The sequence below is a fragment of the Chromatiales bacterium 21-64-14 genome, from assembly GCA_002255365.1.
Classification (GTDB): Bacteria; Pseudomonadota; Gammaproteobacteria; order 21-64-14; family 21-64-14; genus 21-64-14.
Genome location: NCBI01000007.1, coordinates 1 through 13,833, shown reverse-complemented (window position 1 = coordinate 13,833; position 13,833 = coordinate 1). Strand labels below are relative to the sequence as shown.

15 protein-coding genes are annotated in these 13,833 nt (G+C 64.7%); 9 read left to right on the top strand and 6 right to left on the bottom strand.

The genetic code is table 11. From position 1 onward, the window contains the following. Positions 1 to 13: 13 nt before the first annotated feature. Complete coding sequence (locus B7Z66_05730) at positions 14 to 1,390, bottom strand: amino acid permease (GenBank protein ID OYV77086.1); 1,377 nt, start codon at positions 1,388 to 1,390, stop codon at positions 14 to 16. 423 nt (positions 1,391 to 1,813) lie between these two features. On the opposite strand from B7Z66_05730, the gene B7Z66_05725 reads away from it, so the two are divergent. From B7Z66_05725 to B7Z66_05710, 4 genes are all read left to right on the top strand, one after another. After that, the gene (locus B7Z66_05725; GenBank protein ID OYV77085.1) at positions 1,814 to 2,116 is read left to right on the top strand and encodes a hypothetical protein; all 303 of its coding nucleotides are present in this window, start codon (positions 1,814 to 1,816) and stop codon (positions 2,114 to 2,116) included. A 342-nt stretch (positions 2,117 to 2,458) separates the two neighbouring features. Further along, positions 2,459 to 2,938, top strand: coding sequence for a hypothetical protein (locus tag B7Z66_05720; GenBank protein OYV77158.1), 480 nt, complete (start codon positions 2,459 to 2,461; stop codon positions 2,936 to 2,938). 345 nt (positions 2,939 to 3,283) lie between these two features. Further along, on the top strand, positions 3,284 to 3,949 hold the full coding sequence (locus B7Z66_05715; protein OYV77084.1) for a hypothetical protein: 666 nt from the start codon (positions 3,284 to 3,286) through the stop codon (positions 3,947 to 3,949). 427 nt (positions 3,950 to 4,376) lie between these two features. Further along, on the top strand, positions 4,377 to 4,640 hold the full coding sequence (locus tag B7Z66_05710) for a hypothetical protein (GenBank protein OYV77083.1): 264 nt from the start codon (positions 4,377 to 4,379) through the stop codon (positions 4,638 to 4,640). 74 nt (positions 4,641 to 4,714) lie between these two features. Here the strand turns inward: B7Z66_05710 and B7Z66_05705 are convergent, their stop codons facing one another. Continuing rightward, the gene (locus B7Z66_05705) at positions 4,715 to 5,284 is read right to left on the bottom strand and encodes a hypothetical protein (GenBank protein OYV77082.1); all 570 of its coding nucleotides are present in this window, start codon (positions 5,282 to 5,284) and stop codon (positions 4,715 to 4,717) included. Positions 5,285 to 5,340: 56 nt separating this feature from the next. Next, positions 5,341 to 6,201 (bottom strand): sulfurtransferase, encoded by an 861-nt coding sequence (locus B7Z66_05700; GenBank protein OYV77157.1) that lies wholly within the window; start codon positions 6,199 to 6,201, stop codon positions 5,341 to 5,343. A gap of 164 nt (positions 6,202 to 6,365) precedes the next feature. Between B7Z66_05700 and B7Z66_05695 the strand changes: the two genes are divergently transcribed. Both B7Z66_05695 and B7Z66_05690 read left to right on the top strand, forming a co-directional pair. Then, positions 6,366 to 7,052 (top strand): hypothetical protein, encoded by a 687-nt coding sequence (locus B7Z66_05695; protein OYV77081.1) that lies wholly within the window; start codon positions 6,366 to 6,368, stop codon positions 7,050 to 7,052. A gap of 405 nt (positions 7,053 to 7,457) precedes the next feature. Beyond that, positions 7,458 to 8,150, top strand: a complete 693-nt coding sequence (locus tag B7Z66_05690; protein OYV77080.1) for a haloacid dehalogenase, type II — start codon at positions 7,458 to 7,460, stop codon at positions 8,148 to 8,150. Here B7Z66_05690 and B7Z66_05685 read toward each other — a convergent pair. Together B7Z66_05685 and B7Z66_05680 are read right to left on the bottom strand one after the other, a co-directional pair. Then, positions 8,074 to 8,865, bottom strand: coding sequence for a hypothetical protein (locus tag B7Z66_05685; GenBank protein OYV77079.1), 792 nt, complete (start codon positions 8,863 to 8,865; stop codon positions 8,074 to 8,076). The genes B7Z66_05690 and B7Z66_05685 overlap by 77 nt on opposite strands. A 55-nt stretch (positions 8,866 to 8,920) precedes the next feature. Continuing rightward, positions 8,921 to 9,874: a hypothetical protein gene (locus B7Z66_05680; GenBank protein ID OYV77078.1), complete on the bottom strand. Its 954-nt coding sequence runs from the start codon at positions 9,872 to 9,874 to the stop codon at positions 8,921 to 8,923. Positions 9,875 to 10,282: 408 nt separating this feature from the next. Here B7Z66_05680 and B7Z66_05675 point away from each other — a divergent pair, with 408 nt between their 5' ends. From B7Z66_05675 to B7Z66_05665, 3 genes are all read left to right on the top strand, one after another. Next, positions 10,283 to 10,732 carry a hypothetical protein gene (locus B7Z66_05675; GenBank protein ID OYV77077.1) on the top strand — a complete coding sequence of 150 codons (450 nt, stop codon included), beginning with the start codon at positions 10,283 to 10,285 and terminating at the stop codon, positions 10,730 to 10,732. A 138-nt stretch (positions 10,733 to 10,870) separates the two neighbouring features. Next, a complete protein-coding gene (locus tag B7Z66_05670) occupies positions 10,871 to 11,605 on the top strand; it encodes a hypothetical protein (protein ID OYV77076.1) in 735 nt (244 codons plus the stop codon). Positions 11,606 to 11,945: 340 nt separating this feature from the next. Continuing rightward, positions 11,946 to 13,424 (top strand): hypothetical protein, encoded by a 1,479-nt coding sequence (locus B7Z66_05665; protein OYV77075.1) that lies wholly within the window; start codon positions 11,946 to 11,948, stop codon positions 13,422 to 13,424. A gap of 209 nt (positions 13,425 to 13,633) precedes the next feature. Here B7Z66_05665 and B7Z66_05660 read toward each other — a convergent pair. After that, a partial coding sequence (locus tag B7Z66_05660; protein ID OYV77074.1) for a hypothetical protein occupies positions 13,634 to 13,833 on the bottom strand: 200 nt, incomplete at its 5' end.

The window sequence follows — 13,833 nt, the reverse complement described above, 5'->3', positions numbered from 1 at the left end:
GCGTAGCGAGGCGTTACGGCTCCGTAGCCAGGACGCTGTGCATCCGTGAGTAGCTGAAGTACACCACCAGCCCGAGGGCCATCCAGATCACGAAACGCATCCAGGTCACCAGCGGCAAACTCACCATCAGATATATGCAAAAGCCGATTCCCAGAAGCGGAACCAGGGGACTCCAGGGGGTACGGAACGGACGCGGAAGATCGGGTTGGGTGCGGCGCAACACCATAACCCCGGCGCACACCAGCACGAACGCCGCCAGGGTCCCGATGTTCACCAATTCCGCCACGTCACCGATCGGGGTAAAACCGGCGACCGCAGCCATGAACACGCCGCTTACCAGGATGACCCGTACCGGGGTATGCGTGCGGGGATGGACCGCAGAGAACAGCGGCGGCAGCAGGCCATCCCGGGACATGGCCAGGCAGATACGGGTCAACCCGTAGTACAGAACCAACATCACCGTGGTGAGCCCGGCGATGGCGCCGGCGGAGATCATCGCCGCCACCCAACGCTCATGGATATGCAGCATGGCATCGGCCACCGGCGAGGCGCCGGTCAAGGTGTAGTAAGGCACGATACCGGTCAGCAGACCGGATACCACCATGTAGAGTACGGTGCAGACCGCCAGGGAAACGAGAATTCCGATGGGCAAATCGCGGCGCGGATTGCGGGTCTCCTCCGCCGCGGTGGACACCGCGTCGAAGCCGATGTAGGCGAAGAAGATGAGCGCCGCCCCATGCATCGTCCCGCTCCAACCCGCCGGAAAGAACGGATGCCAGTTCGCTGGATCGACGTGAAACGTGGCGACCGCGATGAACACGCCGATCGCGAGCAGTTTCACGAACACCATGGCGGCGTTGAATCGCGCGCTGGTGCGCACACCCACCGCCAGCAGGACCCCAAGCAGCAGGATGATCAGCACCGCCGGCAGGTTGATGATGCCCCCGCCCAGGGGCCCATTGAGCAGGTCCGCAGGCAACGGGATCCCGATGGCGGTCAACGCGCTGTTCACATAGCCGGACCAACCGATGGAGACCGCCGCCGTCGCCACCCCATACTCGAGGAGCAGGTCCCAGCCGATGATCCAGGCCACGAACTCCCCGAGTCCCGCGTAGGCGTAACCGTAGGCACTGCCGCAACCACCGATGGCGGAGGCCAGTTCCGCGTAGGCAAGCGCCGCGAAGGCGCAGGCGAGACCGGAGACCGCGAAGGACACCACGATGGCGGGGCCCGCCTGGATGGCCGCCTGGCCGGTCAACACGAAGATCCCAGCACCAATAATGGCGCCGATGCCCATCAGGACCAGATCTGTCGCCCCCAACACCCGCTTCAGGGACCCGTCGCGGTCTTCGGTATCGGCGCTGATCGGCTTGGTACGGAACAAGGTCATGGCGTATCGGTCTCCGGTGGACGGTCGCGGCGTTTCGGAAATCCCGCGGACGGGCGCTAACAAACCCTTCGGCGTCGCCCTTGGCGACTTTACACAGCCCGTCCTCGAATCGCACCTGCGGTAACACCGGCGTCCGTCCTACTGTCGCTCATAGGCAACAGCGGGTAAACCCGCCGCACGGTACTGAGCTCAAACGCGAAAGGTTGGATAGCGTGAGTACCCGCACCGGGCTGGTGTCGCTCATGGGTAACAGATTCTGGCCAAACCCGTCGGGCTAATTTATATTAACTAATTGTTAAATATAATTTTATATGAACTGGCATGAGAGTTGCTATAGCTCTTCGGAGTACCGTGACCCACCCCGGCGGCATGGGTAGGTCCGGTCACGAAAGGACGCAAAGTAAGAGGAAGGAGGAGCGTACGATGAAGCAATCCCTGCTGTTTGCCCTGACCCTCACGGCCCTTTCCACCGGTGTAGCCCTAGCGGCATCCGATCATTCCGGTCTAAAGGCCCTCAGTCATCAGCAGTTCCAGCAACTGGATGCCAATCACGACGGGTATATCGACCAATCCGAAGCGAAACATCTGAAATCGCTGGATCAGGACTTCGCGAAGGTCAGCAAAGACGGCAAGATGGACGAGGCCGATTTTGCGGCGTGGGAAGCCCGCAAGCCGGAGGATGGGGTGAAACCCGCGTCCAGCACCTACTCCCACCCCGCCGAGTAATCGGCCCCGGGAATACCGTTCTGCCTCTTGCCGCCCCCCGGTTTCGAAATCCCCCCGGGCGGGCGGCTTCTTTTTAAACGCGCCTGCATCGGAGTCCTGGATCAAGCGCGGCCCGCCCGGTAGGACCTGATGCGCCACGCGCTTGCACCCCAAACCCATAGCGTGTTGGTCGCAACGGCCAGTCCACACTAAATAGGTCATAATCCACAGTTTGTGCTTCATATCGCCGACGATGGGCACCTAAACGACCCATCATCGACCCGCGCCCCGTGCGCCACCCGGACCGGTCGCTGCCGCGCGGGAAAGGGTTCAGAAGCGCGGGAATCGGTCGCTGAGATGGGCATGCGACCGCAACCTAAACTCAAGGCCCTGGTGTTCCTCGGGTTGGCCATGGCCGTCCTGGCAACCCAGGCGGGGCAATTCGGCCACACCATCCCCATGATCCATCGAGGCGCCTCCACCTATTATGTCGGAGGCGATATCACCGGCTACGGAAAGGTGGAGTTCATGGTCGATACCGGTTCGGGCTATATGACCATCAACGAGGATACCCTGGCGGTACTCCAACGCTCCGGAGACGCCGTGTATGTCAAAGACCTCACGGGCATCATGGCGGACGGTACCCGGCGCACCGTCCCGGTGTATCGGATCAAGGCCGTGACCCTGGGTGGCGACTGTGTGTTGCATAACGTAGACGCCGCTGTGTTTCCCCAGCGTACGCGGCTCCTGCTGGGACTCAGCGCCCTGGAGAAGACCGCGCCGTTCGTCTTTTCCACCAACCCCCCCAAGCTCGTCCTGAGTCACTGCGCCACGACTTCCTGAATCCCACGGTACCGGAATTCCCCTGCTAGCGAACCGCTGGAAATTTGACGGCGCGCAACCCGCTATTGGTGCCGCCGACGCATATTGACAGGGCCAATCCCCGGTGTAAGCTTCTACCGTGAGGGGACCGAGGCCGTACTGCGTCGTTCCCTGCCATTCGCCGCGATACGTCCACCGGATACAATTAAAGCAATGTCCATCGCGTAGTTTCCTGGTCCGCAGCTTCACCATCGAATCCTCAAATGCAGCGGGTAATGCCGGCGCAAGATTTCGAACTGTCTGGCCCCGAGCGCAGCGGGGCAATCCACCCACTACAAAAAAATATCTTTGAAATAGGAGAGCGTCATGAAAGTTCACAGAAGAGCCGCAACACGTCCCGCCATCGTCAGCGCAGCGATCGCCGCGTGCCTCAGTATAGTCGCAGGCACCGCGGTCGCGGCCGGCCCCACCGGCTATGTCGTCAACAATGAAGGTCATTACGTGCGCGACAGCGCCGGTCAGTGCGTACGTACCTCGCAATGGGTCCGTGCCGATGCCAACGCCCAATGCGACCCGGGGCTGATGGCGAAGGTTCCAGAGTCGGTACCCATGGCCGCAGTGGAAACCGCCCCACCGGCACCGAAGACGGTACTCAAGCCGATCACCTTGGGTGCGGACGCGTACTTCGCGTTCAACGGCGCGACCCTCACCACCATTGGCCAACATAAACTGAACGACATCGTTGCGACGCTGAAAAAGGACGTCAAGGAACCGCAGATTCATATCACGGGTTACACGGACCGTATCGGCTCCAAACCCTACAACCAGAAGCTCTCCCTGCGCCGCGCCGAAGCGGTCAAGAGCTACCTGGTAAGCAAGGGCATCCCGACGAGTTACATCACCGTCACCGGAGCCGGCGATGCCTCACCGGTGGTGAGCTGCCACGGCAAACGCGGTAACGCGCTCATCGGCTGCCTGGCGCCCAACCGGCGCACCGTCGTGGACTTCTCCGCGTTCGAGGAAGTCAAATAACAGCCCGCCGGGCATTCCCGGTCTGTCCTGACAAGGGGCCGCCGCCGCGGCCCCTTTTTTTGTGGCTAAACAACCCTCGGAATGTCTGATCGATTACGTTAACAGAGGCGGTTTGGCAATTCTTCCCGTGCAAGTGCCAAACGACGACAGAACGTTTTTTTCGGCTCGCATCGCTCGCCACGGGATACAGACAGACCCCCATGAGCCTGGGACCGCACGCGACCTCCAGTTATACTGGGCGTTACCGTCCTTCATCGTCTTCGAGGTCTGATACGTGCAGCCATCTTCCGTCCGCACCGCCCGCCCACTCTCCGGCACCGGCGCCGTTCGATCCGCCGCGCCTATACCGCGCGGACCTGTAACCCTCGTGCGGGGACGCATCGGGTCGGGTGGGACTACGGACCGATGGAAGATAACCCTGCGGCTCGTGATCCTCCCCGTCCTGCTGGCGCTGGCCCTCACGGGCTGCGCATCAAAGATCACCCAATCCAACTTTGACCAGGTAAAGACCGGCATGACGCTGGAGCAAGTGCGCGGGATCCTTGGAAAACCGACGGAATCCTCTGGCATCCAGTTCGGCGATTTCTCCGGCACCTCCGCCACTTGGAAAGCGCGGGACGGCGCCACCATCACGATTCAGTTCCTGGACGACAAGGTCCAGGCAAAACAATTCTATTCCCATCAACCCTGATCGGCCTTAGGGCTGAGACCGCCCGTCACATTGACCAAGCAATCCGCGCGTAGCGCGGCGCGTGGGAAATCGGGTCACCCCGGCGCTAGACCTCTGCGCAGCGCGCGCACCGCGCCGCTACCGGAGGCTCGCGCTGCGCGCTCCCTCGCGGCACGGACCTTGGCGCGCGTACCCGGGTGATCCGGACCGCGGCCCTGCGATGTGGTGCGATGGGGGTCGACCTTGTGATCGCCGGAGATCTCCGTGTCTCCGGCGTCGGATTCTTGCGCAGCCGCTTCCGCGGCATCGCCGTGACGGGACATCTGGTGGGCCTTGACGTCGCCCCGGCGGCGCCGGGCATAGGCCTTGAGCTGGCGTTGCGCCGCCTCGAACGCATCCCGTATCGCAACGTAGAGATCGGTATGCGCGGGCCGGTCGTGATGGTCGCGGCTCACGACCAGTTCCCCGTCGGGCACGGTGAGATCGATCCGCACGTGATACAGCCGGCCCTTGTGATGATGGGCGTGCGGCGCCTCGATCACCACCCGGCACCCGGTGATCCGATCATAGAAATGTTCCAGCTTGTCGGCCTTCCCGCGTATCCTCGCGGTCACGGCCTTGGAAGGTTCGAAATCGCGATAAGTGACCTGCAGCGGAAGTTGCATCTCCGTTCCCCCTCGTTGTCGATAACAGGAACCGGCGTGTGTCGTCCCGGGACGCGTCACCCCCGATCACCCACGCCGCGGTCGATCGGGCGTCCGGGGTCTGCGACCCATTCGCTCCATGACCCCGGATACAACCGGGCCCCGGACAATCCGGCCCGTTCCATGGCCAACAGGTTATGGCAGGCACTGACTCCGGAGCCGCACATCTGCACTACCTGGGCCGCCGTACAACCCTCCAGGCAGTGCGCAAATCCTTCCCGCAGGCGGTCGGCGGACAGGAAGTTCCCGTCCGCGTCCAGGTTCGCCTGATAGGGGTGATTGCGCGCGCCGGGGATATGGCCCGCCACCGGGTCGAGGGGCTCCACCTCACCCCTGAACCGTTCCGGGCTGCGCGCGTCCACCACCCGGTAGCGCCCGCTACTCAGGCTGGCGTGCACGGCCGCCGCATCCACGATCCGATCCGGCCGCGGTCGCGTCGGGAAATCAGCACGCGACGCGACCGGTACGACGGTTGCCTCCGGGCCCCCTTCCCTCCGCCACCGCGCCCAGCCCCCGTCGAGCACCGCCACCGCGTCGTGACCGAGCCAGCGCAGCAACCACCACAAGCGGGCGGCAAAGACACCGCCTTGATCATCGTAGGCCACCACCTGGGTCGTGGCGCCAACACCCCATGCACCGAGCCGGGCCGCCAACGCAGCCGGATCCGGCAGCGGGTGGCGGCCGGACCCGGGCGCCTTGGGCCCAGAGAGGTGCTGGTCCAAATCGGCGTAATGGGCCCCCGGGACGTGCCCCGCCCGATAGGCGCGAACCCCTGATCCGGGGTCGGCGAGGTTGAACCGGCAATCGAACACCACCCAGGCAGGGTCGGTGAGATGAGCGGCCAGAATGGCAGGGGGAAGGAGGGTCGGATATGGCATCACGATAAAGTATAGTCGGGCCCGCAGCGACCGTCCCCCCCGCCCAGGTCCCAGCCATTGCGTGAACACCGTCACAAATTCCGCTGTCACCGCCTCCCCTTCGGCGGAACGCCCTGCCAACCGATATAAGCTACTAGGTTCAACCTTCCGGGAGAGTCTCCAATATGCGCCGTAACCCGCCACTACTTCGTCGTCTCCAGGCCCTCATCGCCCCGGCGGTGTCCGCCTTGGCCTGCGCGCCGCTGGCGCTGCTCTTCGTGGCCCCAACCGTCGCCTTCGCGGATCCGCCTCCCTGGGCACCGGCCTACGGCTACCGGCACCAGCACGACCATGGCGAGGATGACAACGAGGACGAGGACCACGGGAACTACCGGCGGTCTGACGACAACTACCGCCGATCTTACGATGGCCAAGAGGGCGATCGGCATGCGCCGGCCCCGGTGGTCATCGCAGGGGGCCGCTGCAACCGAGCGGCAGTCGGCACGCTACTGGGGGGCGTCGCCGGCGGGGTGCTGGGCTCCACCGTCGGCAAAGGGGACGGGCGCACCGCAGCCACGGTGGCCGGTGCCATCATCGGGGCCCTGCTGGGCAATTCCATCGGCCGCGACATGGACCGCACCGATCGGTACTGCCTGGGTCAGACCCTGGAGTACGGCGAGACCCGCCAGCCGGTGCGCTGGCGCAATCCGGATACCGGGGCGGACTACAGCGTGACGCCAGTGAAAACCTACCGGGACAACGGGCGCTACTGCCGCGAATACGTCACCGACGTAGACGTGGGTGGTCGCAAACAGCAAGCCTATGGCACCGCCTGCCGTCAACCGAACGGCTCCTGGCAGGCAGTCAAGTAGACCGGGGATCGCCGTCGTTCCGGTGGCCTCCCGGCGCAGCGGTGAGCCGGCATGGAAGCGCCGGGAGTGCGCGGCGCACCAGACCACCGCAGCACTGAAGGCTGGAACGGCGTCGGCCCCGACGCGCGGACCGGCAACAACCGCCTCCGGTTTTCTCCCGCGCGGCGCGGAACCAAACCACCGGGCATCGCTCCAATCGAACGGATGTCAAGCGCACGTCTGTGCTGGTGATCAAGCTCCGTTCCGGTGCATGGTGCGCGGCGGGCGCACGATCCGGTATCGGGGCAGGATTCGTCCAGGCCCCGAACCCGCCTCCTCATGGATAATACGCGCTGCCAAGAATGCTTTGAGAACCGGAATCGCTCCCCCCAGCTCTGCCGTCACTTCCCCAGGGAGACTCGCGCCATGAACCGTGTGATCGTGTTCGATGTCAATGAGACCCTGCTGGACCTCGCCGCCCTGGACCCGCTCTTCACATCCGCCTTCGGCAACGCCGAGGTGCGCCGGGAATGGTTCGCGCAGGTGTTGCTGTGTGCCATGACCACGAGCCTGACCGGCGCCTATGCCGACTTCGGCGTGGTAACCGCGGCGGCCCTGGAGCGGATAGCGGCGCGCCATCGCGTGGGCCTGTCGCGCTCGCAACGGGACCGTATTCTGGGTGGAATGCGCACGCTGCCGCCGCACCCGGAGGTCCCCCGAGCCCTCGCACGGCTGCGTGAGGGCGGGCTGCGCTTGGCATGTCTCACCAACTCCGCGCCGGAAACCGCCCACGCACAGATCCACAACGCCGGGCTGCTACCCTACTTCGAGGACATCTTCTCGGTGGACGACGTACGGCGCTACAAGCCCGCCCCGGAGCCCTACCGCATGGCCGCCTACCGCCTCGGCGTCGATGTCGCGCAGGTCCGGCTGGTGGCGGCCCACGAATGGGACACCACCGGCGCCATCCGGGCCGGGTGCGCCGCCGCCTACGTGGCTCGGGACGGGACCGTTCCAGGTCCAATCGGTGAGATCCCCGACATCACCGGCCCGGATCTGGACAATGTGGCGGAACAGATCCTGGAGCGGGACGGGACGGGACGCGTCCTTCAGGCCTAGCCAGGGTTTCTTGCCGGTGCTCGTGACGCGGGCAGCGTCGGCCGCGACACAAGATCGGTGAGAAAACACCTGCGGCACCTACGCGAGCAATCTGCGCGTAGCGCGGCACGTAGGAATCGTGGGCAGACGACGGGATAGCCGCAACCCCGGTAGCATCCGACGCGCCCGCAATCACCAGCCCAAGGCGCCGGGAACCGCCACCCTCAGCCGCCAAGTTCTGCTCCAGCCGCGCACCGTAACGCGGATCGCTCCACGCGCGCTCCAGGGTTTCCGGCCCCACCCCGGTCTGTTCGGCGATCGCCCTCAGCACCTCCGGATCCCCGATGTTGCGCCCCTCCCCCAGGTACGCCTCGAACAACCGGCGGTGCAGGGCATAGAAGACCGCCGGGCCATCCTCCTTGGCCGCCTCGGCGAGCCGCAACGCACGCTGCGAGTTGGTGGTGCGGGTGTGGGGACTGATGATGACGCCTTCCTCGCGGGCCATGTCCCCGAGGTGCCCCATCATGTCCGCCCACTGCGCATCGGAATAGCCCAGGTCCGCCACCGGACGGCCTTCGGGAGGATTGTCCGGGTGGATCTCCAGCATGCACCAGTTGACCTTGAGGTCATAGTCGGTGCGCAGCCGCTCGAGCCGCACGAACCCGATGTAGCAGAACGGGCAGATGTAGTCCGAGAATACCGTGACCCGAAGCTCGGGCCGTTGCGCATCGCTCATTACGGCCTCCTCCCGCGGCACCGCGGCACGCCGGTGTGGCGCGCGCAGCCGCCGTTCACTTTCCGCGCGGGTCCTGCGCGGCCGTCACCACGATGCACTGCAGGTCCTTGGCGGACACCACCGGACCCTGGTAGCGTTCGCGGATCAACGCGAGGCCGCGGTCCCAGGTAACGAGACTGCGCGCCATCCAGTGGGAGAGCACCAATTCCTTGACGCCGGCGGACCGGGCCAGCGCGCCGATCTCGCTGGGCATGGCGTGCAACCGCCGTGCGACGGGTCCGGCGTATTCCGGAACCGCGTGGTCCATGATCAATACGTCGGCACCGCGTATCATCCGCGCGAACTGCGGGTTCTGTCCGTTCTGGTCGCCGCTGAACGCGATGCGCTTGCCGCGCACCGTCACCAGATAGCCCAGGGCCGGTACCGGACCGTGATGAACGCCGATCGCCGCGATCTGCATGCGCGCGTCGGCATAGATCCGCTGCGGTGTGGTGCGCGAGGCATCCACCTCCGTCACCGGGGTCTCGAACAATCCGCCGGAACCGTCCGTGAACCCGCCGAGGTAGCGGAAGATACCGTGTTTAGGGTCGAACAGGCCGACAACGAATTCCCGCATGCCCGGGAAGGCGCCGCCACCCGTGGGCCCGCTCAGGGGCAAGGGCCGGGCGCGGTCCGCGAAGAAACCGCCCATCAACAGCGCGGGCAGATCCGCGACGTGGTCCGTGTGCAGGTGGGTGATCGCGATGAAATCCAGATCCGCGATCTTCGCCCCCGCCTGGCCGAAACGCAGAAAAGTCCCACCCCCCGCATCCACCAGCAGCCGCGAGCGCCCGTCGATCCACACCAAGTAGCCGGAACTGGCCCGGTCGCCATCCGGTACCGGACCGCCGGAACCAAGCACCTGCACCGCCACCTGCGCGGTGCCGCAAACCGCCAACGCCGCGCCGACGGGCACCATCCACAAGAGCAGCCCGAGCCATCGCCATAGCGGTGCGATCCGTATCTTCATCTCAATTTAAAGTGCAGTCGTCCTCCGTCGGTCAGGTCGATTGCGCCCAGCGCGCATCATGGAAAACATGCGCGGCATCCTGACCCGCCGCCAACCAGCGGCAAGGGCAGCGTAACAAAGCCGGAAATGGGACTCCAGGCCGATCAACCGGACTTGGCGATCGGCCCATGCGTTCTCACCCGCGTGTCACCACGCGTCAAAGAACCGCCGTTGACAAGGATCTGGCAAAGGGTGGCCCACCGGACGCGATCGTTCCCCGGAACCGCACACATCGGGCATATCAGCGTGTAAGGTTTGCACTTGGTCCGGCGACTACGGGTTGGAATCCAACCGATCTCGTGGCGACCGAACGTCGTTGATAAACCCGGCCGCCACGGAACCCGATCCTGAGCCATCGGAGAAAGTGGAATGAATCACATCGGTAACTCACTGATCGCGGCATTCTTTGCGACCTGCGCCCTTTCCGCATTGTTGATCGTCAAAACCGTGTCGGGTTTAGTGCCCGCGCTGGATCCCATCGTTATGCTGAGCCAGCTGTCGGGTCACCCCCACAGCCTGGGAACGGGTTGGTTCTTGCACTTCTTCCTCGGCACCCTGGGCGGGGGCATCCTCTTCGCACTCCTCTGGGACGCCCTGCCGGGACGCAGCTGTGCCACCCGCGGGATGTTCTTCGGTGGAATGCTCTGGCTGTTCCTGATGATCGTGGTCATGCCACTGGCCGGCCACGGGCTTTTTGCGAGCCAATTGAGCCCCGAAGCGCCCCTGATCGCCCTCGCCCTGCAGCTGATCTACGGCGGCATACTGGGCATCGCATTCGACCGGCTGACCATCGTCCGATCCTGGACCGCGCCCGCCTAGCGCACTGCCTCACACCCGAGGGCCGGGTGCCAGGCATCGCCCGCAACCGCGATGCCTAGGCCCATCCGGTGGCAATTCCGACTTGGCATGAGATCGTGAATGATCCCTGGCCAGCGACGCACCGGTGGTGATTAACTTCTGCCCCCTGTGCGGCACCGGGATGGCGTTTCAGGCCACGCCACGGTGCACGGCCACGCGCTGGACTTCGGTGTATCCGGGCTCCTATACAACAACGGCGTCCTGATGTACGACCACCAAACCCAATCCCTGTGGTCACAAATCGGCGCCCAGGGCTCGCCTACCCCCCTCAGCGGCTACCGCCTCGCGCTGCCCCCCTCCGGCACACTACCAAGGAGGACTGGGGCCACCGCCACGCGGATACCCTGGTGCTTGCACCGCACACCGACGCGCCGCGTCCCTATACCTGGGATCTCTAGGGGTTACGGGAACAGCGGCACCATCGGGCTCCCGGTAACCACCCCGGGACCCGTGCTATCCCCCAAACGACCAGGAGATTGGCCCGGTGCTGAACGGAGTTTCCATGCCCTACCCCTCCGTAGAACTGGCCAAGCACCGCGGGGCAATCTCCGATACCGCCGGGACCGCTACGGATCCACTTCGATCCACGACACCAGACCGGCATCGTGGCGGACACTATGGGTCACGCGGTTCCCAGCGTCATCGTCTATTGGTTTGCCTAAGTGGCATCCATCCGTGCCCCAGGGGGTTCGGAGCCCGGTTACGCGGCGCACAACGCCCAGTGGACGCACTTCAGCAATCGGTCGGGGGAATCGGGAGAAACCGTGCCAACGAGAAAGACCGGTCCGCCGCATCCATGTGGCGTACCGGCCTGGGTTGCTTCACTTACACTAGGTTCAACCACTCATGCTTCGTCAGGATGCCGCGGTACTCGACCGCTAACCATAACGTACCTGATCAACGCGCCGGAAAGCATAACATCTCCATGTGACACCTTAATGACGAGCCCCCGATCAGGCACACGGCGCAACTGCACGCACACATCTGCCGGGCCGGTCATAGGAGCGTCACATGGGATTCAAGCAGCCGTCATAGACCGCACCTACACTGGCCCTTAATTTCAATCAGCCCCCGCCGTTATGGGACGGAACGCGTAGCGGAGCCGCGACCTAATCCGCAGCCCTAGGCGGGATGCCCAGGGCGGACCGACCACTATGAGCCGCAAGGAGCGCCCATGAAACGCGCCACTCCCCGATCCCAAACCCGCCCTGCCGGCCCCACCGACACCCGCGCCCGCGGCGACCGGTTCCCGGTGCTCGCACGGGGCCTGCCCGGGGTCCGCGAGATCGTCCATGTGGATGGGGGAGGCGCAGCGTCCGCCGAAGCCCAGGCCGACATCCTGCGCCTCAGCGCCCTTCTTGCCCCGCTGGGCACGCGCTCTCACCTGATACACGATACCCGCGGGCCCATAACGTCCGACAGCCTGAGCTCCCAGACTGCATGCCCCGGCCTGGGCGACCGGCCCGCAGCGGATGACACCGTCGCGGAACAGATCCGCGCACGGGTCGCGAATCTCTCCCCGGATCTGGTATTCCTCCACAACGTGTTCGATGCCCGTATCGTCCGGGCCCTGGCGGCACAGCCCCGGGACTATCGATTGCTCTGGCAGATCCACGACCACTTCCCCACCTGCCTGACCGCAATGCGCGCCTTACGCGACTCCGCGGCCCCCGTCTGCCGCCGGCGGCTTTCGATGTCCTGCCTGCTAGACGCCGAACGCGGCCATTGCGTCAGCGCCCAAGCGGGCCGGACCTACCAGATGGGGGAGCTATTCTTGCGCCTGAAATTGCTGGAATCCGTACGTTGCGTGGACAGCATCATCGTATCCAATGCATTCCTCAAGAATATGCTCGTCGGCAACCTCCCGGAAATCGAACCCCGCATCCATCTGGTGACGCCGCCCGTCGGTGGCCGGCCCACCGCACCCGGTCGTGGCAACGGTGCCACGCCGGTTATAGCATTCCACGGACGGTTGGCCTACGAGCAGGGCCTGCACGTTGCGATCGCCGCGCTGTCCCTGCTGCCGTCCCAGGAAACCCTCGCGTTCACCATTGCAGGACAAGTCGCGGATGCTGGCTACTGGGCCCATTGCCAAAAACGCATCGCCCAGTTGGAAACCACGCACCACCGGATCCAAGTGCAATATGTGGGTACCCTGGACGATCCGCAACGCGACACCCTGTATGCCACCGCGGACCTCGTGCTCATCCCCAGCCTGTGGAGCGAACCCATGAATACCGTCGCTGCGGAGGCGTTGGTCCGCGGCGCCGCGGTTATCGCCAGCAACGTCGGCGAGATCGGCGAGTGGATCAAGGACGGCAGGACTGGGCTGCTGGTAGAACCCCGCGACGCCGACGCGATGGCCCGCGCGATACTGCGGCTACTACGCGATGACGCTCTGCGCGCCGAACTGGTACTCGCCGGGCGTTGGCTGATCGGCAATCAGTTCAGTGCCCACGAATACTTGGAAACCCTCGCCGCCGCCGTCGACACCGGTCAGGTGGGAGAAAGGGGCTCGGACCGGACTGACGGTCAGGCCGAATCCAACGCCCATAACCTCGCCGCCGCCACAACCAGCGGCGTTGGACGCCGTTCGCTCTTGACACAGGGCCGGCCAATGGGTGTCCCCGTTGGTTCACAAAAACAGCGCTAGCCCGTTTCATCGTTCCTTGGGACATGACGGCCAGAGTAGTCTGCACCACATCTCGGACAAATCTTTGCAGTCAATAACCAGTGCAACCACTGACCAATGCTTTGGCTCGACATAAACTGGTAATAGGTAAAACTGGAGGTAAAACTGGGACACCCACAATTCATCGCCCTCAAGCTGACGCCCGACCCGAAACCAGAAGACGTATTCCGCTACACGGTCACGCGGGCCTCCCGAAACATCTGTGCACTCGCGGCGAGCCCGCAAAGCCACGCGCGACCGACCGTCGCCGCCATGTCCCGCAGCCGATCGCGGCGCCCAATGGCATGGTAGAACCGCGGCCCGCAGCGCGCCATGTGGCTCAGCCAGCAGGCCGGCTCGACCCGCAGTCGAGATAGGATGGGGGGTAGCC

Bases quoted from the DNA above. Each gene is read 5' to 3' on its own strand.
- B7Z66_05730 (OYV77086.1), bottom strand. From the start codon at position 1,390: ATGACCTTGTTCCGTACCAAGCCGATCAGCGCCGATACCGAAGACCGC.
- B7Z66_05725 (OYV77085.1), top strand. From the start codon at position 1,814: ATGAAGCAATCCCTGCTGTTTGCCCTGACCCTCACGGCCCTTTCCACC.
- B7Z66_05720 (OYV77158.1), top strand. From the start codon at position 2,459: ATGCGACCGCAACCTAAACTCAAGGCCCTGGTGTTCCTCGGGTTGGCC.
- B7Z66_05715 (OYV77084.1), top strand. From the start codon at position 3,284: ATGAAAGTTCACAGAAGAGCCGCAACACGTCCCGCCATCGTCAGCGCA.
- B7Z66_05705 (OYV77082.1), bottom strand. From the start codon at position 5,284: ATGCAACTTCCGCTGCAGGTCACTTATCGCGATTTCGAACCTTCCAAG.
- B7Z66_05700 (OYV77157.1), bottom strand. From the start codon at position 6,201: ATGCCATATCCGACCCTCCTTCCCCCTGCCATTCTGGCCGCTCATCTC.
- B7Z66_05695 (OYV77081.1), top strand. From the start codon at position 6,366: ATGCGCCGTAACCCGCCACTACTTCGTCGTCTCCAGGCCCTCATCGCC.
- B7Z66_05690 (OYV77080.1), top strand. From the start codon at position 7,458: ATGAACCGTGTGATCGTGTTCGATGTCAATGAGACCCTGCTGGACCTC.
- B7Z66_05685 (OYV77079.1), bottom strand. From the start codon at position 8,865: ATGAGCGATGCGCAACGGCCCGAGCTTCGGGTCACGGTATTCTCGGAC.
- B7Z66_05680 (OYV77078.1), bottom strand. From the start codon at position 9,874: ATGAAGATACGGATCGCACCGCTATGGCGATGGCTCGGGCTGCTCTTG.
- B7Z66_05675 (OYV77077.1), top strand. From the start codon at position 10,283: ATGAATCACATCGGTAACTCACTGATCGCGGCATTCTTTGCGACCTGC.
- B7Z66_05665 (OYV77075.1), top strand. From the start codon at position 11,946: ATGAAACGCGCCACTCCCCGATCCCAAACCCGCCCTGCCGGCCCCACC.